Genomic DNA, 25166 nt, shown 5'->3' on the forward strand with positions numbered 1-25166 from the left:
TAGCCCTCACAACTTTCGTTTTTGATCCATTCTATGAACTATGAACTATTGACCATGGACTATGGACTCTCGACTATGAACTATGGACTAAACTAATACTCCTGCTCTTTATGCTGGAAACTGTAATACAAGTAAAACAAGGCCGGTAAGATAAACACACAACCAAACAGTAGTGCATAGCCTAAAGCAAGCTGTGTATTAAGTGGAGCAGTGTTTTCAATTAACGAAATTTGCCCGCCATCTTTCAGCATAACAAAAGCAGGGAAATATTCATATCCTACAGCAAATAAGATCATTGTAATTTGAAAACCTGCTAATAAGCGCACGATGATCTTTCTACCTTTAAGCAGGAAATACCACAGAAAGATCAGTGAAAATGAGGCGAGTGAGATCGCAATCAGACTTAATCCGTTTGAAAATAACCCACGCATAAGATTGATATGTTCAATTTCAGCGATGATAAACACTAAAGCTCCTGCTAAAACAGTAACAATATTCATCCTCTTGGCTTTACGTGTGAAAATCTGCACATCTTCAGTCGATTTTGCTTCGCCGATCAAATAAACAGCAGCTAAAAAACCACAGATACAAACTGTAAACAAGCCCACACTGAAAGAAAACAGATTGAACCAAGGGGCAATAAAGGCAGTATGGAAATCAGTTGCATTCAGGTCAATTCTTCCTGCGATCAATGATCCCGAAATTACACCTAAAAAGAGAGGGGTAATGAAACTTGAATACACAAAAATTACATTATAAACTTTTTGCATATCATCTTTCACTGCATCATAGTGCCTGAAAACAAAGGCTGTTCCTCTTGCAATAATACCGAATAACATGATCAGCAAGGGAATATGTAAATGCACTGAAATAGTGGAGTAAATCATTGGAAAAGCAACAAACAAAATCACAATAGTAATGATCAGCCACATGTGATTAGCTTCCCAAATAGGTCCAATGGCCTTATAGGTTAGTTTACGGGTTTTACTTTTTTCCTCTTCACCACTAAATAGTTCAATGATGCCTGCGCCGAAATCCGCACCGCCTAACAATAAATAAAGTAATATGGAAAGGCCTAAAAAGGCAATATTAATGTACAACATTATTTTATAGTAAATGATGATTCAACTTGGTCAGTGTCATACTTAGCCGGAATACTCTTGATCTGACGATACAATAAAAAACTAACTGCAAAACTCAACGACAGATAAACAATTGTATATAAATAGAATGAATACTGAATTCCCGGCATTGGCGTAACAGCCTCACTGGTACGCATTACTCCATAAATGATCCATGGTTGTCGACCAACTTCAGTAACAGTCCAACCAGCTTCAAGGGCAATAAATCCTAATGGTGTCAAAAGCACAAATAGTTTAAAAAACCAACCAGATTGTAGCCATTGCTTTTTCCGGTAGTGTGCAAACAAATACATGATGCCAGCTACCATTAACAACATACCGCAGCCAACCATTATTTGAAATGCATAATGAGTGATTGCAACAGGAGGATGTTGGTCTTCCGGAATTTTATCCAACCCGGTTACCGGAGCATTAAAATCGCCATGAGCCAAAAAGCTTAATGCGCCAGGAATTTTTACGGCATAATCCACTTTCTTCTCTTTTTCATTAGGAATTCCACCGATTATCAAGGCGGCTCTTTCTTCCGTGTGAAAGTGAGCCTCCATGGCAGCCAATTTAGCCGGCTGTCGCACCGCAATGTCTTTGGCTGATATATCGCCACTCAAAGGTTGTAGAATAGCGCTAATGGCTCCAAATGAGGCTGCAATTTTAAATGCCTTCCAATGGAATAACACATTCTTTTTGCGAATGATCATAAAAGCGTGAATACCCGCAACAGCAAAACTGGTAGAAACGAAAGCAGCAATCAACATATGAAGAGCCTGAGAAAACCAGGCATCATTAAACATGGCTTTAATGGGATCAATGTTCAGGTATTGACCATTTATATAGTCAAATCCGGCCGGACTATTCATCCATGCATTAGCCGCCACTACTAAAATACCCGATGCTAAACCAGTAATACCCACTGTTAACCCGGTAAACCAATGGAACCAGGGTTTAAACTTATTCCATCCGTATAAATAAAACCCTAATGCAATGGCCTCAATGAAGAATGCCGTACCTTCTAACGAAAAGGGCATTCCGAAAATCGGACCTGCATGCTTCATGAACTCGGGCCATAACAACCCTAACTCAAATGAAAGCATGGTGCCTGAAACTGCTCCCGTTACAAAAAAAATTGCAACTCCTTTACTCCATGCTTTTGTTAAATTTTTATATTGAAGATCACCCGTTTTTATCCATTTATAGTGAGAAATGGCCATAAAAAAAGGCATTGCCATGCCTATACAAGAAAAAATGATATGAAAGCCTAAAGATAAGGCCATTTGCGAACGGGCAGCTAACAGATTATCCATACTGTCAAATTTATTAAATGAATAGCTGAAATCGGAAATATTCCTGTAACAATGCACTTCCGATACTTTACTAAGCTGTAAACGAGCACAATTGTTTTCAATATCATTTTTTTAAAAGGAATATTATTTTAAATTTATATCCAAAATGCCAATCACCTATTATTAAAATAATTGTTCATTTTTTTAAATTTTTACGCTTATGAACGGCACAAAACAAGCAACCGATTTACATGATGAAATCGCAGAGTGGAAAAATATGGTAAGTTTGGTTCGTGATGAATTAAAAGGATTTAACAATAGTCTTCAAGAAGTTGCGAAAAAGAGCACTTCAAATGATGTTAAGCCTTTCATTGAACATTTTCAGAACCAATTTATCAGACAAAATGAGGTTTCCGATGAGCTTTTTCATGATTTAAAGCAAGTTGATAAAGCAGTCAAATTAAAAGCTGAAGGGGTAGAAGAAAGTGAAGTTGACCACCTGATTGAAAATGACCAGGCTGCATTAAGAGACAGAACGGATTCCTACCAGCGAATTTTTAACGAATTAAAATCGGAGTATAATAACTTCTTAACGAAGCACAAAAATTAAAAATCAATTTATCAATGAAAGAATCGTCTGTAGCCAATAGCTACAGACGATTCTTTTTTATTGCCTGTTGCTATTTATTTACAGTTTTTTAACGGATGATTTATATTCATCCCAATTCATTCTTTGATAAAAATTATCGCCGAAATAATTAAGGATAGGAATAAATTCATCCGGATTTACAAAACCTGGTACTTTGGTCAGACTTTGTAATTTTTCATCCAGAAAAACAGTATGTGGATAAGATAATTGTCCGCCCAATAAAGCTACTGCGATTTCATTGCATCTGTACTCCGGACGGTAATTATAGGTAGTGCCCATAAATGTAATCGCATCTTTATTTTCCGCATTCAGTTTTACTGCATAATAGTTTTTATTGATGATACTTACTACATTGGGATTGGCATAGGTCTTTTTGTCCATCGTTTTACACCACCCACACCAATCTGTATAAACATCAATTAAGAGTTTTTTAGGCGTTTTTTTCATTAAAATTTCAGCTTGTTCGATGTTTAACCATCTAATTTCATCGTTAGATTGACTGTAACAAAAATTAAACATTCCCAAAAAAATGCATACAAGACCCGTTAAAGCCGTTTTTTTAATAATCATATGTGTGGTGTTAATTTTTTTTCAAAAATATTTTAATAACCTATTAAATCTTCCTACTTTTGTAGTGCCCACCCAGGGCATGTTTTTCATAGGTAGATGTGGGGTCGATTAAGAGATTAATCGGCCCTTTTTTTATTCTTACATTTGCAGCACATTTTATTATCGATGATCCTAGGATAAGTATAAGAAAACCGAATGTATTTATAAACTGCAAACTGAACATACTTGAACTTATCTTAAAAAAATTTTATACGAATGAAACACAGAATTGTTGTCGCAATTACAGGAGCAAGCGGATCTATTTATGCCAAAGTATTATTGGATAAGTTACAACAGCTTAAAGATCAAATTGATGCTATAGGAATCGTTATGTCCGACAATGCAAAAGATGTTTGGAAATTTGAATTGGGAAATGAATCATACAAAGATTATGACTTTCCATTTTATAGCAAAAAAGATTTTATGGCCCCTTTTGCGTCCGGATCTGCAAAATACAATACAATGATTATTTCTCCTTGTTCAATGGGAACATTGGCAAGGATAGCAACGGGCGTATCAGACGATCTTATTACACGATCAGCTGATGTTGTCCTCAAGGAACGAAGGAAACTTGTATTGGTAACTCGCGATACCCCGATAAGTCTTATTCATATCAATAACATGAAAACTGTAACCGAAGCAGGAGGGATCATTTGCCCGGCCAGTCCATCGTTCTATAGCAGACCCCAAACTCACGAAGAAATAGCACTAACAGTTATTAATCGTGTAATTGATCTGGCTGGATTAGTAAACAGATCATACGAGTGGGGAAACGAGAAAATTTGAGAATTTGAAAATTTAAAAAATTTGTAACCGATGTAATTGTATTAATTTCAGCAGTTTACTTAATTCTCAAATTTACAAATTCTCACATTCTCAAATTAAAAATCAGTATCTTTGCGCCCTTATGAATTCGCCCAAAAAAGTTAGTTTTTATACGTTAGGATGTAAGTTGAACTTCTCTGAAACCTCAACAATAGGCCGTATGTTTGCCGACAGCGGTTATCAAACTGTAGAGTTTCAGGAAGGTGCCGATGTTTATGTGATCAATACTTGTTCTGTAACTGAAAATGCTGACAAGAAGTGCAAGCGAGTAGTTAAAGAAGCTCTTAAATATTCTTCCAACGCATATGTAGTGATTATTGGCTGTTATGCACAGCTAAAGCCTACAGAAATTGCCGAAATTCCAGGAGTTGACCTTGTATTGGGTGCCGCTGAAAAGTTTCGTTTGCTTGAATTCATTAATGACCTTACGAAAAAACCTAAAGCTGAGATTCATAACAAACCTATCGAAGAAGCTAATACGTTTATTTCATCGTATTCTTACGGCGATCGTACCCGTACATTCTTGAAAGTCCAGGATGGATGTGATTACTCTTGTTCATTTTGTACCATCCCACTCGCGCGTGGTGCCAGTCGTAGCGATACTGTAGCCAATATTGTAAAATCAGCTCATGATATAGCTGCTTCAGGCGTTAAAGAAATTGTATTAACAGGAGTAAATATCGGCGATTACGGTAAAGGTGAACATGGAAATAAAAAACATGAGAATACGTTCCTGGAACTAGTACAGGCTTTAGATAAAGTGGAGGGGATAGACCGTATTCGTATTTCATCAATTGAACCTAATTTGCTTTCGAATGAAGTAATTGAATTTGTTGCTTCTTCAACTAGATTTGTACCCCATTTCCATATTCCATTACAATCTGGAAACAACAAGATATTAGGATTAATGCGCAGGAGATATAAACGAGAGTTGTATGCAGAGCGCGTTGCAAAGATTAAATCATTAATGCCAGATTGCTGTATTGGTGTTGACGTTATTGTAGGTTTTCCAGGCGAAACAAAAGAAGATTTCCTTGATACATACAATTTCCTGAATGAGCTTGACATTTCTTATTTGCACGTATTTACTTATTCAGAAAGAGAAAACACACCGGCTGCAACATACGATGGTGTAATAGGTGGTTCAGAGCGTGCCGACAGAAGTAAAATGCTCCATATATTATCGGAGAAAAAACGTCGTTATTTCTATGAGCAAAATTTAAATAAGAACTTCCAGGTATTGTTTGAAGCTGATAGTAAAGAAGGTAAAATGCATGGTTTTACCCGCAATTACATAAAAGTTTCGGTAAAATATGACCCTGTATTGGTAAATGAGTTAAAAGATGTTCAGTTATTGCATATAAACAATGAAGGTGACGTGGAAGTAAAAGAAGCTGAAGAAATATTAACACATTAAATCATAAAACTTACTAAAAGTAATTAGTCAATCATTTAAACCGCCCCTTAATCAATATGGCCGACAATCAGCGCCGAAAAAAGATAATAGACCTATCCAAAAACATATTTGAAAACAAAGCTTTCCGTTTTTTAATTTCAGGTGGCACCTCAACAGCTGTTGATATAGGTGTATACTTTGTCTTTTTCAATTTTGTAATACAGAAACAACCTGTTTACTTCTTGAACTCACAAGTAAGTGCTCACATAGCATCTTTATGTGTTTCCTTTACGGCTGGGTTTATCACTAATTTTTTTATTAGCAAATATTTTGTCTTTAATAGTTCAAACTTAAGAACAAGAGTACAGCTATTCAGATACGTTATTGTGGCGGCCATAAATTTTTCTGCCAACTATTTTCTGTTAAAATTCTTTGTAGAGTTTATGCACTGGTTCCCTACATTATCAAGAGCAGTTGCTGCTATGATCGTTGCTGTACTTAGCTTTTTCCTGGGAAAATACTTTGCATTCAGAGTAAAAACGGCATAAATGAATTTCAAGTTTTTTGTGAGTACTTAATTCACAAAAAATATGAATTCATGCCATTTTCTATCAATTTAAATTTTGCAACACGTAACTCGTAAATAATATGGAATTATCGAAGATATTTGAAGCTGTAAAAGAAGTAACCCTGCAAGCAGGTGCTTTTATAAAAACGGAACGAGAAAAATTCGATTCGAGCAAAATTGAATACAAGGGATTAAACAACCTGGTTTCATACGTCGATAAAACTGCTGAAGAAATGATTGTAAAAGGACTGCAGGTAATTATTCCGGAAGCAGGTTTTGTTACAGAAGAAGAAACGATCAATAAGCAGGGAGAAATTTACAACTGGATTGTAGACCCACTCGACGGTACTACTAATTTCATCCACGGTATTCCGGCTTTTTCAATCAGCATTGCTTTGTACAGAAAGAATGAGCCCGTTTTAGGAGTTGTTTACGAGGTTAACTCAGGAGAACTATTTTACAGTTGGGAAGGAGAGAAGGCCTATTTAAACGGAACTCCTATACAAGTTTCAAAAAATGAAACCCTTGGCCAATCATTAATTGCAACAGGTTTTCCGTATTACGATTTTGAAAAACTGGAAAAATACATGCAGGTATTCAAAGAATTAATTCCACAAACACATGGAATCAGGCGAATAGGATCTGCTGCTATAGATTTAGCTTATGTAGCCTGCGGTCGCTTTGAAGGCTTCTTTGAATATAATTTAAACTCTTATGATGTAGCTGCAGGAGCATTTCTTGTGCAGCAAGCCGGTGGAACCATCACAAATTTTACCGGAGGACCTGAATTTATCAACACAAGAGAAATTGTAGCAGGAAACGGTATTATTGGAAATGAAATAATAAAAATTACGGAAAAGTATTTTTAATAATTTAACAAAATTTCCATTAATTAAATATAATATTCATAATTATACTTCCCAAAGTATTTACAATTAATCAGCTTTTAGTTGATTAATTGTAAAATTAAAGTTAACTATTCGAAACTTTTTTTTGACAATATCAATACTGGTTTTATATTAGTGTCGAATTACGCGTATAGTGTAATATGTACGCATTGATTTGAAAGAATAAAACAGCCAGTATTATGAAAAAAAAATTACCTTTAAGGCTATGCTATGCTTTATTGTTAGCGACAGCTGCGCAAAGTGCTTTAGCATTACCCTCTACAACACCCCCACTTATTTCTAAAGAATTAAGAAAAGCAGATGTTAAAGTAACAGGTACTGTTACTGATGACAACGGAGAACCACTTCCCGGAGTATCCATCATTATTAAGGGAACATCAAAAGGTACGACCACTGATGCAAATGGTAATTATAGTATTACCGTTCCTGAAAACAATGTGCTGGTATTCCAATACGTTGGTTTTCTACAACGTGAAGTAACAGTTACCGGAGCTACACCAAAAATCAATATTAAATTACAATCTGATAATAAGATACTTGAAGAGGTTGTAGTTATTGGTTACGGTAGCAAAACCAAAAAAGACCTTACCGGTTCAATTGCTGCAGTTGGCGAGAAAGATTTCTTGAAAGGTCCTATAACTTCACCAGAACAATTATTAACTGGTAAAGTTGCCGGTGTTCAAATTGTATCATCAGGAGGAGCTCCAGGAGCAGCCTCAGAGATTTTAATTCGTGGAGGAAATTCTATTTCTGCTGGTAACTCACCATTAATCGTTATTGATGGAGTACCAATGGATACTTATAGAAACCCGGATGGAACTTCTAGTTTAGCCGGTTCACCTAACCCGATGAATATTATTGATCCAAAGGATATTGAATCGTTTAGTATTCTTAAAGATGCATCTTCAGCTGCTATTTATGGTTCGAGAGCGTCTAATGGTGTAATTTTAATAACTACAAAAAAGGGAAGCAGCGATAAGTTGAAATTAAATTTCACTACATCAAATGGTATACAACAAGTAAACAAGCACGTTGATGTATTAACAGCTGATCAATTCCGTGATTATGTAAATGCCAATGGCACCCCACAACAAATTGCAAAATTAGGAACAGCCAATACTAATTGGCAAGATGAGATTTATAAAAGCGCATTTGTTACCGACAATAGTTTTAATGTTTCTGGTGGTATTAAAAAACTACCATATCGTATGTCATTTGGCTATTTGAACCAAGATGGTGTGGTTAAAACGGATAAAATGAAGCGTTTTACTACGGCTTTATCCCTTAACCCTAAGTTTTTCAACAATAGCCTTGCAGTTGACATGAATGCACGCTATTCTAATAGTAAAACCACATTTTCTGATGCCGGTGCTATTGGAAGTGCTATTGCTTTTGACCCAACACAGTCGATTTACTCTGGCGATAATAGTAAATACGGTGGTTATTTTCAATGGCTTGACAATTCTGGAATTTGGAATAACCAAGCAACAGCAAATCCAGTTGCACAGTTAAATCAAAATTCTAATAACAGTACGGTTAACAGAGTTTTAGGAAATATCAAATTGGATTATAAGATGCCTTTCTTGCCGGAGTTAAAAGCTAATTTAAATATGGGCTATGACTACAGTAAAGGTGAGGGTGTGCAAATTTACACTGTTGATGCTGCACCACAATCATTAAATAAGCTGCAAAACATTCCTTACTCTCAGGAGAAAACAAACAAGTTATTTGATTTTTATTTAAACTATAATAAAGATCTTAAATCAATTGAAAGTAATGTTGATGCAACTGCTGGTTATACTTATCAGGATTTTTATAGCAACATTGGCAATTATCCTGCCTACAATACGGATGGAACTGTAGTTACCAGAGAAGCATCTCCATTCCCTAATAAACAGCAAAATACATTAATATCTTTCTTTGGTCGTTTAAATTACACCTTTAAAGAGAAATATCTATTACAGGCAAGTATGCGTGCCGATGGTTCTTCTAAATTTTCTAAAGATAATCGTTGGGGTTATTTCCCTACTGTGTCTGGTGCATGGAAAATTAATTTGGAGAACTTCATGAAGGATTCAAAAACCTTTAGTGATTTAAAATTACGGGCAGGATGGGGTATTACCGGACAACAGGATGGAATTGCTAACTATGGCTATATTCCTGTTTACGCACTTTCAACCCCAACAGCTGAATACCAATTTGGAGATACATTCTATCAAATGTACCGTCCGGTAGCTTATGATGCTAACATTAAATGGGAGCAAACAGAATCTGTGAATATCGGATTGGATTTTGGAGTATTGAATAACCGAATCACAGGTACTCTTGATTTCTACAATAAGAATACATCTAATTTGTTAAATAACATCCCAATCTCTGCTGGTTCGAACTTTAGCAATATGCTAACTACCAATGTTGGTTCTTTACGTAACCAAGGTGTTGAGTTAACAGTTAACACTGTACCGGTTAAACAAAAAGATTTATCATGGAATCTGGGCTTCAACGTTTCTTATAATAAAAACGATGTTACCAAACTTACCAATGTAACAGATCCAAACTATCCAGGTGTTGCTCAAGGAGGTATTACTGGTGGAACTGGTTCTAATATCCAAATGATTAGTGTTGGACATAAGGTAAGAGCATTCTATGTATACCAACAAGCATATACCAGCGATGGTAAACCAATTGAGGGTGCATATGTAGACAGAAATAACGATGGTATTTTAAATGAGAAAGATCTATATCACTATAAATCAGCTATTCCAGCTGTTAACTATGGTATTAATACTTCGTTAAACTATAAGAAATGGACAGCATCAATGGCATTCCACGGATCAGCTGGTAACTATATGTATAACAACGTATTCTCTAACAGAGGAGTAAAAACTACCATTTTAAATCCTTTAGAGTATTTAGCGAATGGTTCACCAAATGTACTGCAAACCAATTTCAATGGAACTCAGTTGTTATCTGATTACTATATTCAGAATGCTACGTTCTTCCGTATGGACAACTTAAATATTGGTTATAATTTTGGAAAAATAGGTAAAGGCATAGCCAATTTAAATCTTACAGCAAACGTGCAGAATGTATTTGTGATTACTGACTATAAGGGCTTAGATCCGGAAATTAACAATGGTATAGATAATAATTTCTACCCTCGCCCACGTACTTTCACATTAGGAGTAGCAGTAGATTTTTAAATTATAAATAGAAAAACATCATGATTTCAACATATTTAAAGAAGATATCATTAGCAAGTTTAATGGCTATAGCATTAACATCTTGTATTAATGATTTGGATAGAGAGCCGTTTTACGATGTTACAGCAAATGTTGTTTATAAAACACCAGCAGGCTACAAACAAGCTCTGGCAAAAGTATACGGTAGTTTTGCAACAACAGGAAACCAGGGTCCTGCTGGTCAGGGTGACTTAGGTGGAATTGACGAAGGTACGTCTGATTTCTTACGATTATTTTGGAACGCTCAGCAGTTACCAACAGATGAATCGATTACAGCTTGGAATGGAGATGCTGGTTTGCAGGACTTCCATTTGATGAATTGGTCTTCAGATAACCCATTCTTAAAAGGTCTTTACAATCGTTCTTATTATCAAATTACTGTTGCAAATGAGTTTATCAGAGAGTCAACAGATCAAAAATTAAGTTCGAGAGGAATATCCGGAAATGACGCAACTGAAATTAAGTATCAGGCTGCTGAAGCCCGCTTTTTAAGAGCTTACCAATATTGGGTTTTGGTTGACTTGTTTGGCAATGTGCCTTTTGTGGATGAAAATAGTGCTATCGGAGCTGATCTTCCTATCCAGAAAGACAGAATAGCATTATTCAATTATGTCGAGAGTGAATTAAAAGCTGTTGAAGGTTTACTTAAGGATCCACGTACAAATGAATACGGTCGTGCTGATAAAGCTGCAGCATGGGCTTTACTTGCCCGCTTATATCTAAATGCAGAGGTTTATACAGGTACTGCTAAATACGCGGAGGCTGCAGTTTATGCAAAAAAAGTAATTGATGCAGGTTACTCACTAATTCCTAAATACAAAAACTTATTTGTTGCAGATAATAATGTTGCGGCTAAAAATGAGATCATTTTAAGTATTAACTACGATGGAGCAAAAACTCAGGGCTATGGAGGTACAACATTCCTTGTAAATGGTTCTGTTGGTGGTGCTATGGATAAAACTAAGTCAGGAACAAGTGCCGGATGGGGTGGACACAGAACTACCAAGAATTTACCGTTACAGTTCCCAACTCCATTAAATTCACCTGACACCCGTGCAATGTTTGTTGAAAATGACGGGATGGAGATTAACAGCATTATCACCTTTACACAAGGATACGCTAGTATTAAATTCAAAAATTTAAGAGCTGACGGATCCGACTCGCCAAATATGAATCTTGGTTTTTCAGATACTGATTTTCCGTTATTCCGTTTAGGTGAAATGTATTTAATTGTTGCCGAAGTTGCTGTAAGAGCTGGTAATCAATCAGAAGCACTTGCAGCAGTTAACACCTTGCGTGCCAGAGCATATGAAAGCTCTACAGCCGGAAAATTAACAAGTATCAATTTACAGGAAGTATTAAACGAACGTTCGCGTGAATTGTATTGGGAAGGTTTCAGAAGAACCGACCTGATTCGCTTCAATCAATTTGTTGAAGGTTCATATTTATGGCCTTGGAAAGGCGGAGCATCTGCAGGGGCAAGCGTACAGGATTTCAGAAAATTGTATCCGATTCCATCATCTGATGTTACAGCTAATCCTAACATTACACAAAACAAAGGTTATTAATTCAGTAGATTGAAAGATATTATGAAAAATACATTCAAAAAAATATTGGTTTGCAGTAGTGCATTGCTATTCATGCTTTCTTCTTGTAAGAAAGATGAAACAATGGCAATTGCAACCGAAGGCAAACCATCTGCATTATCTGCTTCAAGCCAGGATGTAGTACTATTGGAAGCAAATGCAACTAAAGAAGCCGTTAAGTTTAGCTGGACTAAAGCTGATTATGGATACGAAGCTGTCGTAAAGTATACGCTTCAAGCAGATAAGAAAGGCAATAATTTTGCAAAACCTGCTAGTTTCGTTCTTACAGTACCGGGAGGTGGTAATTCGTATGAGCAAGCCTTAACTGTTCTCCAATTTAACACCCTTTTAACCGATTTGCAATTAGAGCCGACGGAAGTATCTGAAATCGAATTGAGAGTAGCTTCTCAAATAAGTACTACAATTGATGCTATCTATTCTTCTTCTATTCCAATGAAGGTGGTTACGTATGCGGGAAAACCTAAAGAAATGTACTTAGTAGGAGGTTCAACATCTATTGGATGGAGTGAAGCCGCTGCATTACCTTTCACATCACTAGGTGATGGTAAATTTGAAAGCTATCAATATTTAACAGTAATTGGCGATGGATTTAAAATATTACCTACTAAAGGAAGCTGGAGTGGCGACATGGGAATGAAAGATGGATCTCCGGGTACCTTAACAGAACAGAATGAGAAAAATATTCCTGTTACGGCTGATGGCTACTATAGAATCTACCTGGAAATGACCACTATCAGTAAAGGTATCTATACATTAAAACCAAGTTCATGGGGTGTAATTGGTGATGCAACACCTGGAAGCTGGGATACGGACACCAATATGACATATGACCCTGCATCTAAAACTTGGAAAGTGACTATGAATCTTACCGCAGGTAAACAGTTCAAATTCAGATTGAATGATGAATGGACTACAAACTACGGTTCTACTGCTGCAAGCGACGGAGATACTGCTCTTTCTGGATCATTAAGCCCAGGAGGTAAAAACTTCGGTGTAGCAGCTGGAGGAAGTTATACCATTACATTAGATGCAATAAATCAAACCTATAGCATGGTTAAAAACTAATTTTTCATTAATGTAATTATACAAAAAGCCGCCATTCTTAAGCAAATTGGCGGCTTTTTTATTGTTTTCTAACCTTGAATTATCTACTACTAACAACATGAAACTATATAAATGGTTATTATTTTTATTGGCTTTAGTGATAATTAGTGCCTGTAAAAAATCAACCGATGATCCGGAACCGACACCAACGCCTCCTGTAACCGAACAGTCTAATTCCTTAGATGAAAAAGCTGTTATTGCTTACAGTCCGGCATTTCCAACAGACGACAAAGAAGTTACCTTGATTTTTAATGCTGATAAAGGAAATGCGGGTCTAAAGAGTTTTGGAGGAGATGTTTACATATGGACTGGTGTTATTACTGATAAAAGTACCGGTGCAACTGATTGGAAATATGGAAAGAGTCCTAAGTTTGGTGAGGCAGATCCTAACGCCAAGTTAACTCGACTTTCTGAAAATAAATACCAGATAAAATTAACACCTCGAACTTTTTACAATGTTCCTGTAGGAGAGAAAATACTAAAGCTGGCGATGCTCTTTAAAAATTCAGACGGTTCAATTTCGGGTAGAAACATTGATGCAAGTGATATCTATCTTCCTATAAATCCTTCCGGAAATTTAGGCATCAGGTTTATTGATCCTGAATTTAACCCATTTTATAATCCTGAAATTGCGAGCCCTCTTAAAACAATTGGTGAAAGCGTTAAAATGACAGCTGTAGCCTCTGCAGCAGGTAAAATAACTATTTCAGTAAACGGTACAGAAGTAAAATCAGCGGAAAATGTATCTACTTTGACTACTGATGTTGCATTGACCAAGTCAGGACAAAATGAGATCAAAGCTGTAATTAGTTCAGGTGGAAAATCAGCTGAACAGAAATTTGCAATTACTGTTAAAGGACAAGTTGAAGTTGCTGCACTTCCTTCAGGAGCTAATCCTGATGGTGTTACTTATCTGAATGGGGGAACGTCTGCGATCTTTACTTTGTTTGCTCCAGGAAAACAAAATGTGTTTGTTACCGGTGACTTTACCGACTGGAAATTGGATGTAAAAGGTTTTATGAAAAAGACTCCGGATGGTAAACGCTGGTGGGTTCAGGTTGATGGGTTAACTGCGGGTGAAAAATATGGTTATCAATTCATGGTAGACGGATCATTGAAAATAGCCGATCCATATTCAGAACTTACCCTTGATCCATATAACGATAAAGATATACCAATAGGGGTATTTCCCTCCTTAAAAGCTTATCCATCAGGCAAAACTACTGGTATAGTAAGTGTGGCTCAAAGTAACGTTCCGGCTTATGTATGGAAGAATACAACATTTACTCGTCCAGAAAAATCAAAACTGGTAATTTATGAATTACACATGCGCGATTTTCTGTCGAGCCATAGTTACTCAACCTTGCGTGATACATTAAATTATTTTTCAAGTTTGGGGGTAAATGCCATTGAATTAATGCCTGTAAATGAATTTGAAAATAATTCAAGTTGGGGATACAATCCTAGCTTTTATTTCTCGCCAGATAAATATTACGGAACCAAAAATATGTTGAAGGAAGTAATTGATGAATGTCACAAACGAGGCATTGCGGTTATCCTGGATATGGTGCTGAATCACTCGTTTGGGCAGTCGCCAATGGTTCAGTTATATTTTGATACTAAAGCAGGCAAGCCAACAATAGAAAGTCCATGGTTTAACCAGGTTGCTACTCATCCATTCAACGTAGGATATGATTTTAACCACGAAAGCGCCGATACAAAATATTTCACTAAGAATGTAATGAAATTCTGGATGGAAGAGTATAAAGTGGATGGTTTCCGTTTCGACCTTTCTAAAGGATTTACGCAGAAAAACTCAGGAACAGACGATTCTCATTCCAATGTTACTGCCTGGAGTGCTTATGATGCAAGTCGTACCGCAATCTGGAAAGATTATAACAATTATATCAAAAGCATTGATCCTAACTTTTATGTGATCCTTGAACATCTTGGTGTAGATCAGGAAGAAAAGGAATTAGCTAATGAAGGTATAATATTGTGGAATAATATGAATCATCAGTATAACCAAAATTCAATGGGGTATTACAATGATAATGCTGATCTATCAAGAGCTAATTATATTTCACATGGTTTTAGTCAGCCTAACCTTGTTACTTACATGGAAAGTCATGATGAAGAACGCTTAATGTTTAAAAACAAAAGTTATGGTGCTTCCAATGGAACTTATAATGTAAAAAACATAGCAACAGGATTAAAGCGACAAGAAGCAGCTGCTTCATTTTTGTTTACAGTTCCGGGTCCAAATATGCTATGGCAGTTTGGTGAGTTAGGTTATGATATAAGTATTGGAGAAAATGGGAGAACTGGAGAGAAGCCAATTCTCTGGAACTACTACAGTGATCCAAACAGAAAAGCATTGCGGAATGTATTTGCAAAACTGATAAAGCTAAAAACAAAAACAGATGCTTTGCAAAATGCAACCTATACATCTGCAGTTAACAATACGGCTGTAAAATACCTGATTATCCAGTCTGCTACTACCAAAATGGTTGTAATTGCAAATTTTGATGTTGTAGAGCAGCAGGCAAATGTAACGTTCCCGGCAGCAGGAACCTGGTATGAATATGTTGGTTCCGGATCAGGGACAATTAACCTGCCAACAACCACCTATAATACCGTGTTACAGCCAGGAGAGTATCATGTGTATACCAGTACCGTTATTAATCTTTAAGTCGAATTAATTGGATGAATGATCTTTCATATAGTTAACTCTTGTTGTGTCAACTTATTTCAGGACGGAACAGGAAATAAAAAAAGAAAAGCCCTGCATGCAGGGCTTTTCAATTAAAGGTCTTTTTGCAACAGAACCTTTTATATTATTAAGTTAAACTATTCGGTATTACATTGATTCAGCAACAACTTCTGTTACATCAGGTACCATACGTTTTAGTAAGTTTTCAATACCAGCTTTTAAAGTAATGGTTGATGACGGACAACCGCTACACGAACCTTTTAAAACAACTGTTACCACACCTTCGTCATAAGATTTAAAGTGGATCGCACCTCCGTCTTGCTCTACGGCCGGACGAACATAATCGTGTAAAATTTGCTGAATTTTCTTTTCGATTTCAGTTCCTTCAAACGCAACTTCTTCTTTATGATCATCAACAATTTTCAGTTCTGACTCAACAGCACCTTTCACAAATTCCTTGAGAATTGGAATCAAGTCTTCCCAGTCAGACCCTGCAACTTTAGTAACGGTTACAAAATTACTTGCGAAGAAAACACCATCTACAAATGAGAATTTATACAATTCACGTGCGAAAGGAGAATCTTCAGCACTCTCTTTTGTGGCAAAATCTTTACTTCCGTTTATCAATAACTTATTGGTGATAAACTTCATGGTTGCCGGATTCGGCGTTATTTCAGTATATACGTTTACAGTGGCTGTTAAACTCATTGCACATGGATTTTATTTAGAATAAGTACAAAGATAAACAAAAAAGGTTTTAAGAAATTTAAAAATTCTGTTTAACCGCAAAGACGCAGAGACGCCAAGAAGTTTTTAATCATTACGGTTTGCAAAAAAAAAAGCAGCTTCTTGCTAATGAAACTGCTTCTCATAATATTAAAACCTTCTATACCTTTGCGGTTAAAAATTAGTACCCTGTATAAGAATGCGGACTAAACTGTCTCAATTCCTCTTTAACAGCATCATTAACATTTAATGTTTCGATAAATGCTTTGATGCTTTGCTCGTTAATTTGCTCGTTGGTGCGGGTTAATTCTTTTAACGCTTCATAAGGTTTTGGATAACCTTCACGACGTAATACGGTTTGAATAGCTTCAGCAACTACAGCCCAGTTATTATCTAAATCTGCATCGATGGTAGCCTTGTCTAACAATAGTTTATTTAAGCCTTTTAAAGTGGCCTTAAATGCAATTACACTATGTGCTAATGGAACACCAATATTACGCAGTACAGTTGAGTCTGTTAAATCACGCTGTAAACGAGAAATAGGCAATTTGGCAGCAAAGTGTTCCAATAATGCATTGGCAATACCCAAATTTCCTTCAGAGTTTTCAAAATCAATCGGGTTCACTTTATGTGGCATTGCTGATGATCCAATTTCGCCTGCTTTAATTTTCTGACGGAAGTAATTCATCGAAATATAGGTCCAAAAATCTCGGTCAAGGTCAATCAAAATATTATTGATACGCTTTAAATTATCGCAATGAGCAGCAAAATTATCGTAATGTTCAATCTGGGTAGTTAATTGTGAACGGGTTAATCCTAATTGTTCGTTCACAAACTTATTTCCAAAAGCAATCCAATCAGATTTAGGGTATGCTGCCTTGTGAGCATTAAAATTACCGGTGGCACCACCAAATTTTGCTGAAAAAGGAATTGTTTTCAGTAAATTAAGCTGGGCTTCAAAACGCTCTATAAAAACACCAATCTCTTTACCTAATTTGGTAGGAGAGGCCGGTTGCCCATGCGTACGAGCCATCATTGAAACACCATGCCATTCGGCACGGAGTTCTTTCAAGCGATCGAGCATTTTAGTGAGCTCAGGAAGATATACTCGTTCAATGGCATGCTTAAATAATAGCGGTGTAGCTGTATTATTGATATCCTGAGAGGTTAATCCAAAATGGATAAACTCTTTATAGTTCTCCAGGTCAAGTTCATCAAATTGCTCCTTAATGAAGTATTCAACAGCCTTAACATCATGATTGGTTGTTTTTTCAATCTCTTTTATCTGTTCAGCATCATCCTCACTAAAATCCCTGTAAATATCACGTAATGATTCATAGTGTGATTTGTCGAAATCAGCTAACTGAGGTAGCGGTAATTCGCAAAGAGCAATAAAGTACTCAATTTCAATGCGAACACGGTATTCGATCAGTGCGGCTTCAGAAAAATAAGCAGCCAGTTCATGAGTAGCATTTCTGTATCTGCCATCAACCGGAGATATTGCTGTAAGTGTATTAACCAACATAATAAGGAAGAAATTTTTGAAGATGCAAAGATGCCAAAAAACTGGCAGATTCTTGCTATAAAATAGCAAAAGCTGCTTTAGTGTTTAAACAAGTAATTTGTTTTATTGTGCAAAAGATGTAAAAATCACGTTACGGAAACTAAGGAAACTTTTGAAGTTGAAAATGTTTCCATAGTTTTGGTATACAATAGCACATGGAAAAAGAAGAAGTACAACGTCAGCGCATACTTGAAGCTTCGTATAAACTGTTCAGTACTTACGGAGTGAAAAGTATCACTATGGACGACATCGCTAAGGAGTTGGCAATGTCAAAAAAAACAATTTATCTCTATTATAATGATAAGGATGATTTGCTTACTCAATTAATGCAAACCGTTTTAACGCAGCATCAAAATGAGTTGAAAGTAGCATCTGATAAAGCAAAAGATCCAATCCATGAGATATTTCTTGTTTTAGAACAAATAGAGAAAATGCTTAAGCCTATAAATCCAAGCATGTTTTATGATCTGCAGAAATATTATCCGCATGCATGGGCTTTATTCGAAACCTTTAAGAATGATTGTATGATGCAAAATTTGCTCGACAATCTGGAGAAAGGAGTGGACTTAGGGATCTATCGTAAAGGAATGAACCATGAAGTACTAGCACACATGAGGGTTATCCAGATTTCAAATGTCTTTAATCCGATGTATTATCCTTCAGGCAAATTCGATATAACTGAAACGATGTTTCATCTTACTAATCACTACATGCATGGCATTGTAACACTGAAAGGACATAAACTAATAAATAAATACCTACAAGTTAACGAAGACGAATAACAATTATATGAAACCTATATTAACACTTATTGTTGCAGGTGTTTTAACAGCCGGAAACGTATGGGCACAGGAGCAACCCAAAACTCATGTGTTCAAGCTGGAGGATTGCCTCAATTACGCGTATGAACATCAGAATGCACTTCTGAATGCAAAATTGGATGAAGAGATCGCCAAGTCAAAAGTTAAGGAAACTATTGGAATTGGTTTACCACAGATAGAAGGTTCTGCTAACTTCCAACACTTTATAGATATACCTACTACCTATATTCCCGACTTTATAAGTCCGGCTGTATACGGGGTATTAGAAAAAGAAGGTGTTAAAGACGGAAGTGGAAGCGCCATTACCATGCCTAATGATCTTAGCCAAACTTTTCCGGCAAAATTCGGTACTAAAAACACCTTTACTGCTAGTTTAACCATTTCACAACTTTTGTTTGACGGTACCTATTTAATGGGACTGAAAGCAGCTGGTGTTTATAAAGAGTTATCTACAAAAAATGTAAAACGCACTCAAATAGATACACGTATTGAAGTATCAAAAGCTTACTATAACGTGATCGTTTATAATGCTTATCAAAATACTTTAGCATCTACCATTGAACGCTTAACAGAGACTTTAAAACAAACTGATGCATTGAATAAATCTGGAATGGCAGAAAAAATTGATGTGGATCGATTGCAGGTACTTTTAAATAACGCTGAAACGCAAAAGAAAAACATTGATCGCTTGTCTGAATTCAACACAAACCTGTTAAAATTTCAGATGGGCATGCCGATTACAGAAACGCTTATCGTTGATCAAAAACTGGAAGATATGGCGTTAGATGCTGTACTTCCTGATTTAGCAGAAGTTAAAGTGGAAAACCGTATTGAATATTCTTTGCTGGAAACCCAAAAAAGATTATTGGAGTATGATCTTAAACGCTATAAATTAGCCTATGTTCCGAGTGTAGGAGCTTTTGCAAGCTTTGGCCAAACAGGTCAAAATGACGCTTTTTATGAAACATTTAAAAAGTTTTTCCCAACCAATATTGTTGGTGTAAACTTTACTATTCCAATCTGGAGTAGTGGTCAGCGTCAGCAACGTATTAATCAGGCTAAATTTAATCTTCGCAAAACCGAGAATGACTTGGTTAATCTGAAAAATACACTTGCATTGGATCTAAGAACCAACGCAATTACTTTTCAGAATAATAAAGACCAGGTAGAAAACCAGAAGAAAAATATGGACCTGGCGTCAGAGGTAGTACGGGTAAGCAAAATTAAATACAACCAGGGAGTTGGCTCAAGTTTAGAGGTAACCACCGCCGAATCTGATTTACGAACCGCTCAAAACAATTACTACACTGCAATTTACGATGCAATTCTATCATACATCGAATTGCAAAAGGCAATGGGAAATTTTAATTAATCACTTAGAAAAGCTACACAAATGAATACATATAAATCTTTATCGGTTATTGCTCTGGCAGGCTTAATGGCCGCTTGTGGAAGTAAAACTCCAGACAAAAAAACTCAATTAGAGGATCTTAGAAAAGAACAGTCAGAAATTTCTGCAAAAATTAAAAAAATAGAAGAGGAGTTAGCTAAAACAGATACCACTGCTAACAAAAAAGTTCGCTATGTAGAAATCGCAAATGTTGCTACGTCTAACTTCAAACATTATATCGATATTCAGGGTAAAGTTGAAGCAATTGAAAACGTGAACGTTTCAGCTCAAGCTCCAGGAACTGTTACCAATATATACGTAACTGAAGGTCAATCTGTTAAAAAAGGACAAGTTTTGGCTCAGTTAAATAATGCCGTTTTATTAAGTCAGATTGAGGTTATTAAAACCAATTTAGCATTAGCTAATACCGTTTACAATCGCCAAAAAGCATTATGGGATCAGAAAATAGGTACTGAAATTCAATATTTACAAGCAAAAAGTGCTAAAGAAGGATTGGAACGTCAGCTGTCCGCTATGAATGATCAGATTGATTTAACGAAAATTAAATCACCGATTAATGGTACTGTTGATGCGGTAATTGCGAAATTAGGTGATGCTGCTTCACCTGGTGTACCAGCATTTAGAGTCGTAAATGCTTCTAACTTAAAGGCAAGAGCGACAGTTGCTGAAAGTTATGCGTCAAATGTAAAACAGGGAGATGAAGTTGTTGTGTTGTTTCCGGACTTAAATAAAGAAATCAATGCGAAAGTTAGTTTCGTAAGTCGTTCAATCGATCCATTAACTCGCTCGTTTACCGTTGAAGCTAAACTTCCTTCAGATGCTGCCTACAGAGCAAATATGGTTGCTGTAATGAAAATTGTCGACTATTCAGTTAAAGATGCAATTGCTGTTCCGGTAAACTCCGTTCAAAACGTTAATAACGAAACATTTGTGCTTGTGGCGGAAAAAGATAAGGGAAAAGATGTGGCGAAGAAAAAAGCAGTAAAGGTTGGTAAAATTTACAATAGCCAGGCTGAAATCCTTAGTGGATTAACAGAAGGTGAAAAATTAATTACAGTTGGTTACCAAGGCTTAAATAACGACGAAGCCATTAAATTTTAATCATTTTGTCTGAGTATTTGAAATATGGAACTCTGTATAGATCTCATGTCTCATATCTCACATCCAAAATCTCAAGAAAATGAAAGACGTATTTAAAGAATTTAAGCCTTCAAGCTGGGCTATTGATAACAAAACGAGTATTTATGTACTCACCGTTATCATTTCCCTTGCAGGTATTTTCGCCTATATGAAATTGCCAAAAGAGCAATTCCCGGAGGTAGTATTTCCACAAATGTATATAGCAACTGTTTACCAGGGAGTTTCTCCAGTTAATATGGAGAATCTGGTAACCAAGCAAATTGAGAAACAAGTTAAATCGATTTCAGGTGTTAAAAAAGTAACCAGTAATTCAGTACAGGACTTTTCTAACGTGATTGTCGAATTTAATACTGATGTCGACGTCGATGATGCCCAACAAAAAGTTAAAGACGCAGTAGACAAAGCAGGAGATGACCTTCCTAATGACCTAACACGTCAACCACAAGTTATCCGGATTGATGTTTCTGAGATTCCGATCATGAACGTCAATATCTCAGGCGATTATGATTTGGTTACTTTGAAACAATACGCCGAAGACTTACAAGACCGAATTGAAGGGCTGAATGAGATTACCCGTGTCGATCTTGTTGGTGCGCTTGATCGTGAAATACAGATCAATGTAGATATGTATAAGATGCAAGCGGCTAATATTACCTTTGATGATATTAACGTAGCGGTTGCTCGCGAAAATGCAAATATTACGGGTGGTTTAATGGCCATGGACGGCATGAAACGCACCTTGAGTGTTAACGGTCAGTTTAAAGATGCTGAAACAATAAGCAATATTATTATCAGAGGTGCTTCCGGTGCTACTGTTTTCTTAAAGGATATTGCTGATGTGAAGGATGATTACAAGGAAAAAGAGAGTTATGCACGCTTAGATGGCAAAAACGTTATCACGCTGAACGTTATCAAACGAAGTGGAGAAAATCTTATTAATGCATCAGATAAGATCAACGAGATCGTTAAGGATATGGAAAAAAACAATTTTCCTCCAGGCCTTAAGGTTGTAATTACCGGTGATCAGTCTGATCAGACTCGTGTGACATTACACGACCTTATCAATACCATTATCATCGGTTTTATCCTGGTAACGGTAATTCTGATGTTCTTTATGGGAACTACCAATGCGATATTCGTTGCATCATCAGTTCCATTATCAATGTTCATCGCATTTCTTTTTATGCCGTGGATTGGTTTCACCTTAAACATGATCGTATTATTCTCCTTCCTGCTTGCGCTGGGAATTGTTGTTGACGATGCGATTGTGGTAATTGAAAATACACACAGGATCTTTGATAATGGGCGAATACCGATCAAACAGGCCGCTAAAATGGCCACAGGAGAAGTATTCTTACCTGTATTATCAGGTACATTAACTACGCTTGCTCCGTTTATTCCATTGGCATTTTGGCAAGGGGTAATTGGAAAATTCATGTTCTATTTGCCTATTACACTAATTGTAACGCTCCTGGCGTCGCTAGTAGTAGCTTATATTATCAACCCTGTTTTTGCTGTTGATTTTATGAAGCCTCATACAGACGAACATCATGAAGAATCTAAGAAATTAACCAAAGGCTATAAAATTACAGCCGCTATTTTTGTGGCACTTGCAATATCGTTCTACTTGGGTGGTTCAATGGGAATGGGTAACTTTATCCTGACTCTGTTTGCATTGTATTCTTTAAACAGATTTGTTTTAACTGGAGTAATTAAAACATTCCAGGAAAAACGCTGGCCTGCTGTTCAAGATAAGTATAAAAACCTGGTAACATGGGCTCTTCAGGGTTCTAAACCTGCATTATTGCTAATTGGAACTTTAGCATTACTTGTATTTTCTTTCGTTTTCACAGGCATTAGAAAACCTAAAGTGGTGTTTTTCCCGCAAAGTGATCCTAATTTCATCTATACTTATATTCGAATGCCTATAGGTACCGATCAGAAATATACTGACTCTATTACGAATGTTGTAGAAAAGCGAATCTTTAAAGTACTGGACAAAGGTGGCAAGATGGACCCAATTGTTGAATCGGTTATTTCAAACGTTTCAATCGGTGCTAATGAAGATCAGATGTCAGGGAATAATGCACAACCACACTTGGGTAAAGTTGGAATCGCATTTGTTGAATTTGCGAAACGTAACGGGCAATCGACTCGTGAATACATGGACAAAATCCGTAACGCAGTAAAAGGGATTCCGGGAGCAGAAATATCTGTAGATCAGGAACAAAGCGGTCCACCAACCGGTAAACCTATCAATATTGAAATTGCTGGTGATAATTTTGATGAATTGACATCAACTGCAGGTAATCTTAAGAAATATCTCGATCAAAAACAGATCGGCGGTGTTGAAGAATTAAAGTCGGATTTTGAAAGCGATAAACCGGAGATTGTGGTTGATATCAATCGTGAAAGAGCTGGTAGGGAAGGAATTACAACCGGGCAAATTGGACTTGCACTTCGTACCGCAATCTTTGGTTATGAAGCCTCTAAATTCAGAGATGACAAGGATGACTACCCAATTCAAATCCGGGTAAGAGAAGATCAGCGAAATAATATCAACTCATTGATGAATATGAAGATCACTTACCGTGATATGAATATGGGAGGAGCTGTCAGACAAATTCCATTGTCATCTGTTGCTGATATTCGTTATTCAACTTCATATGCGGGTATTAAACGTAAAGATCAGAAACGTTTGGTAACTCTTGCCTCAAACGTTTTAAGTGAGTACAATGCCAATGAGGTGGTTGGCGAAATTAAAAATGCAATTGCTGATTTCGATACGCCACAGGGAATTACCATCAAAATGACCGGTGAACAGGAAGATCAGGCTGAAACAGGAGCATTCTTAATGACTGCAATGGCGGTATCATTAGGTTTGATCTTTTTAATTCTGGTAACTCAGTTTAACTCGGTAGGAAAACCTGCTATCATTCTTTCAGAGATCTTATTCAGTATCACTGGTGTGTTATTAGGATTCTCGTTATTTAAGATGGATATCTCCATCGTAATGACAGGTATTGGTATCGTAGCCTTAGCCGGTATTGTGGTTCGTAACGGTATCTTATTGGTTGAGTTTACTGATCTATTGTTAGAACAAGGCATGGAACTCAAAGAGGCAATTATTGAAGCAGGAAGAACTCGTATGACTCCTGTTATTCTTACTGCATGTGCAACCATGTTAGGTTTGGTTCCATTAGCAGTAGGTTTTAACATTGATTTTGTAACCTTGTTTACGGAGCTTAATCCTAAAATCTTCTTCGGAGGAGATAGTGTTGCCTTCTGGGGACCTTTATCATGGACAATGATCTTCGGATTAGCATTTGCAACCTTCCTTACCTTGATCTTGGTGCCGGTTATGTACTACCTTGTTTACAGTGCTAAAGCACGGATCAAAGGAAAAATGAAGAAAAATAGAAAAGAAGAATTTGAATTAGCTGAGTAAGCGAATCAATTCACTT

The 25166-nt window shown here is 36.5% G+C and carries 18 protein-coding genes; 13 read left to right on the top strand and 5 right to left on the bottom strand.

The window, feature by feature from the left end:
- Window positions 1–92: 92 nt before the first annotated feature.
- Both SOLCA_RS08335 and SOLCA_RS08340 read right to left on the bottom strand, forming a co-directional pair.
- Window positions 93–1103 (bottom strand): cytochrome d ubiquinol oxidase subunit II, encoded by a 1011-nt coding sequence (locus SOLCA_RS08335; protein WP_014680003.1) that lies wholly within the window; start codon window positions 1101–1103, stop codon window positions 93–95.
- Entirely contained in the window at window positions 1103–2440 is a 1338-nt protein-coding gene (locus tag SOLCA_RS08340) for a cytochrome ubiquinol oxidase subunit I (protein WP_014680004.1), read from the bottom strand. Before SOLCA_RS08340 ends, SOLCA_RS08335 begins: the two co-directional genes overlap by 1 nt.
- 199 nt (window positions 2441–2639) lie before the next feature.
- On the opposite strand from SOLCA_RS08340, the gene SOLCA_RS08345 reads away from it, so the two are divergent.
- Window positions 2640–3029, top strand: coding sequence for a hypothetical protein (locus SOLCA_RS08345; RefSeq protein WP_014680005.1), 390 nt, complete (start codon window positions 2640–2642; stop codon window positions 3027–3029).
- A 78-nt stretch (window positions 3030–3107) separates the two neighbouring features.
- Here the strand turns inward: SOLCA_RS08345 and SOLCA_RS08350 are convergent, their stop codons facing one another.
- A complete protein-coding gene (locus SOLCA_RS08350) occupies window positions 3108–3638 on the bottom strand; it encodes a thioredoxin family protein (protein ID WP_014680006.1) in 531 nt (176 codons plus the stop codon).
- 255 nt (window positions 3639–3893) lie between these two features.
- Here SOLCA_RS08350 and SOLCA_RS08355 point away from each other — a divergent pair, with 255 nt between their 5' ends.
- The 8 genes from SOLCA_RS08355 to SOLCA_RS08390 all read left to right on the top strand — a co-directional run bounded on the left by SOLCA_RS08355 (window position 3894) and on the right by SOLCA_RS08390 (window position 16019).
- The gene (locus SOLCA_RS08355) at window positions 3894–4463 is read left to right on the top strand and encodes a UbiX family flavin prenyltransferase (protein WP_014680007.1); all 570 of its coding nucleotides are present in this window, start codon (window positions 3894–3896) and stop codon (window positions 4461–4463) included.
- 121 nt (window positions 4464–4584) lie between these two features.
- On the top strand, window positions 4585–5919 hold the full coding sequence (gene mtaB, locus SOLCA_RS08360) for a tRNA (N(6)-L-threonylcarbamoyladenosine(37)-C(2))-methylthiotransferase MtaB (protein ID WP_014680008.1): 1335 nt from the start codon (window positions 4585–4587) through the stop codon (window positions 5917–5919).
- Window positions 5920–5975: 56 nt separating this feature from the next.
- Window positions 5976–6446 (top strand): GtrA family protein, encoded by a 471-nt coding sequence (locus tag SOLCA_RS08365; protein ID WP_014680009.1) that lies wholly within the window; start codon window positions 5976–5978, stop codon window positions 6444–6446.
- A gap of 100 nt (window positions 6447–6546) precedes the next feature.
- Window positions 6547–7335, top strand: coding sequence for an inositol monophosphatase family protein (locus SOLCA_RS08370; RefSeq protein ID WP_014680010.1), 789 nt, complete (start codon window positions 6547–6549; stop codon window positions 7333–7335).
- A 218-nt stretch (window positions 7336–7553) separates the two neighbouring features.
- The gene (locus SOLCA_RS08375; protein ID WP_014680011.1) at window positions 7554–10577 is read left to right on the top strand and encodes a SusC/RagA family TonB-linked outer membrane protein; all 3024 of its coding nucleotides are present in this window, start codon (window positions 7554–7556) and stop codon (window positions 10575–10577) included.
- Between the two features lie 20 nt (window positions 10578–10597).
- Window positions 10598–12184, top strand: a complete 1587-nt coding sequence (locus SOLCA_RS08380) for a RagB/SusD family nutrient uptake outer membrane protein (protein ID WP_014680012.1) — start codon at window positions 10598–10600, stop codon at window positions 12182–12184.
- Between the two features lie 21 nt (window positions 12185–12205).
- Window positions 12206–13288 (top strand): SusE domain-containing protein, encoded by a 1083-nt coding sequence (locus SOLCA_RS08385; RefSeq protein ID WP_014680013.1) that lies wholly within the window; start codon window positions 12206–12208, stop codon window positions 13286–13288.
- A gap of 97 nt (window positions 13289–13385) precedes the next feature.
- A complete protein-coding gene (locus SOLCA_RS08390; protein WP_014680014.1) occupies window positions 13386–16019 on the top strand; it encodes a DUF4961 domain-containing protein in 2634 nt (877 codons plus the stop codon).
- A 168-nt stretch (window positions 16020–16187) separates the two neighbouring features.
- Here SOLCA_RS08390 and SOLCA_RS08395 read toward each other — a convergent pair whose 3' ends face one another.
- Entirely contained in the window at window positions 16188–16748 is a 561-nt protein-coding gene (locus SOLCA_RS08395) for a NifU family protein (RefSeq protein ID WP_014680015.1), read from the bottom strand.
- A 199-nt stretch (window positions 16749–16947) separates the two neighbouring features.
- Window positions 16948–18291, bottom strand: coding sequence for an adenylosuccinate lyase (gene purB, locus SOLCA_RS08400; protein WP_014680016.1), 1344 nt, complete (start codon window positions 18289–18291; stop codon window positions 16948–16950).
- Between the two features lie 194 nt (window positions 18292–18485).
- On the opposite strand from purB, the gene SOLCA_RS08405 reads away from it, so the two are divergent.
- The 4 genes from SOLCA_RS08405 to SOLCA_RS08420 all read left to right on the top strand — a co-directional run bounded on the left by SOLCA_RS08405 (window position 18486) and on the right by SOLCA_RS08420 (window position 25150).
- Window positions 18486–19112, top strand: a complete 627-nt coding sequence (locus tag SOLCA_RS08405) for a TetR/AcrR family transcriptional regulator (protein ID WP_014680017.1) — start codon at window positions 18486–18488, stop codon at window positions 19110–19112.
- A 7-nt stretch (window positions 19113–19119) separates the two neighbouring features.
- Window positions 19120–20523: a TolC family protein gene (locus tag SOLCA_RS08410; RefSeq protein ID WP_014680018.1), complete on the top strand. Its 1404-nt coding sequence runs from the start codon at window positions 19120–19122 to the stop codon at window positions 20521–20523.
- A 21-nt stretch (window positions 20524–20544) separates the two neighbouring features.
- Window positions 20545–21663 carry an efflux RND transporter periplasmic adaptor subunit gene (locus SOLCA_RS08415; protein ID WP_014680019.1) on the top strand — a complete coding sequence of 373 codons (1119 nt, stop codon included), beginning with the start codon at window positions 20545–20547 and terminating at the stop codon, window positions 21661–21663.
- 79 nt (window positions 21664–21742) lie between these two features.
- Entirely contained in the window at window positions 21743–25150 is a 3408-nt protein-coding gene (locus SOLCA_RS08420) for an efflux RND transporter permease subunit (RefSeq protein ID WP_014680020.1), read from the top strand.
- The last annotated feature ends 16 nt before the right edge of the window (window positions 25151–25166 follow it).

This window comes from Solitalea canadensis DSM 3403 (genome assembly GCF_000242635.2).
Taxonomy (GTDB): Bacteria; Bacteroidota; Bacteroidia; order Sphingobacteriales; family Sphingobacteriaceae; genus Solitalea; species Solitalea canadensis.

What these genes read in the sequence shown, in the direction of transcription:
- SOLCA_RS08335 (WP_014680003.1), bottom strand. Translation starts at nt 1,103, where the DNA reads ATGTTGTACATTAATATTGCCTTTTTAGGCCTTTCCATATTACTTTAT.
- SOLCA_RS08340 (WP_014680004.1), bottom strand. Translation starts at nt 2,440, where the DNA reads ATGGATAATCTGTTAGCTGCCCGTTCGCAAATGGCCTTATCTTTAGGC.
- SOLCA_RS08345 (WP_014680005.1), top strand. Translation starts at nt 2,640, where the DNA reads ATGAACGGCACAAAACAAGCAACCGATTTACATGATGAAATCGCAGAG.
- SOLCA_RS08350 (WP_014680006.1), bottom strand. Translation starts at nt 3,638, where the DNA reads ATGATTATTAAAAAAACGGCTTTAACGGGTCTTGTATGCATTTTTTTG.
- SOLCA_RS08355 (WP_014680007.1), top strand. Translation starts at nt 3,894, where the DNA reads ATGAAACACAGAATTGTTGTCGCAATTACAGGAGCAAGCGGATCTATT.
- mtaB (WP_014680008.1), top strand. Translation starts at nt 4,585, where the DNA reads ATGAATTCGCCCAAAAAAGTTAGTTTTTATACGTTAGGATGTAAGTTG.
- SOLCA_RS08365 (WP_014680009.1), top strand. Translation starts at nt 5,976, where the DNA reads ATGGCCGACAATCAGCGCCGAAAAAAGATAATAGACCTATCCAAAAAC.
- SOLCA_RS08370 (WP_014680010.1), top strand. Translation starts at nt 6,547, where the DNA reads ATGGAATTATCGAAGATATTTGAAGCTGTAAAAGAAGTAACCCTGCAA.
- SOLCA_RS08375 (WP_014680011.1), top strand. Translation starts at nt 7,554, where the DNA reads ATGAAAAAAAAATTACCTTTAAGGCTATGCTATGCTTTATTGTTAGCG.
- SOLCA_RS08380 (WP_014680012.1), top strand. Translation starts at nt 10,598, where the DNA reads ATGATTTCAACATATTTAAAGAAGATATCATTAGCAAGTTTAATGGCT.
- SOLCA_RS08385 (WP_014680013.1), top strand. Translation starts at nt 12,206, where the DNA reads ATGAAAAATACATTCAAAAAAATATTGGTTTGCAGTAGTGCATTGCTA.
- SOLCA_RS08390 (WP_014680014.1), top strand. Translation starts at nt 13,386, where the DNA reads ATGAAACTATATAAATGGTTATTATTTTTATTGGCTTTAGTGATAATT.
- SOLCA_RS08395 (WP_014680015.1), bottom strand. Translation starts at nt 16,748, where the DNA reads ATGAGTTTAACAGCCACTGTAAACGTATATACTGAAATAACGCCGAAT.
- purB (WP_014680016.1), bottom strand. Translation starts at nt 18,291, where the DNA reads ATGTTGGTTAATACACTTACAGCAATATCTCCGGTTGATGGCAGATAC.
- SOLCA_RS08405 (WP_014680017.1), top strand. Translation starts at nt 18,486, where the DNA reads ATGGAAAAAGAAGAAGTACAACGTCAGCGCATACTTGAAGCTTCGTAT.
- SOLCA_RS08410 (WP_014680018.1), top strand. Translation starts at nt 19,120, where the DNA reads ATGAAACCTATATTAACACTTATTGTTGCAGGTGTTTTAACAGCCGGA.
- SOLCA_RS08415 (WP_014680019.1), top strand. Translation starts at nt 20,545, where the DNA reads ATGAATACATATAAATCTTTATCGGTTATTGCTCTGGCAGGCTTAATG.
- SOLCA_RS08420 (WP_014680020.1), top strand. Translation starts at nt 21,743, where the DNA reads ATGAAAGACGTATTTAAAGAATTTAAGCCTTCAAGCTGGGCTATTGAT.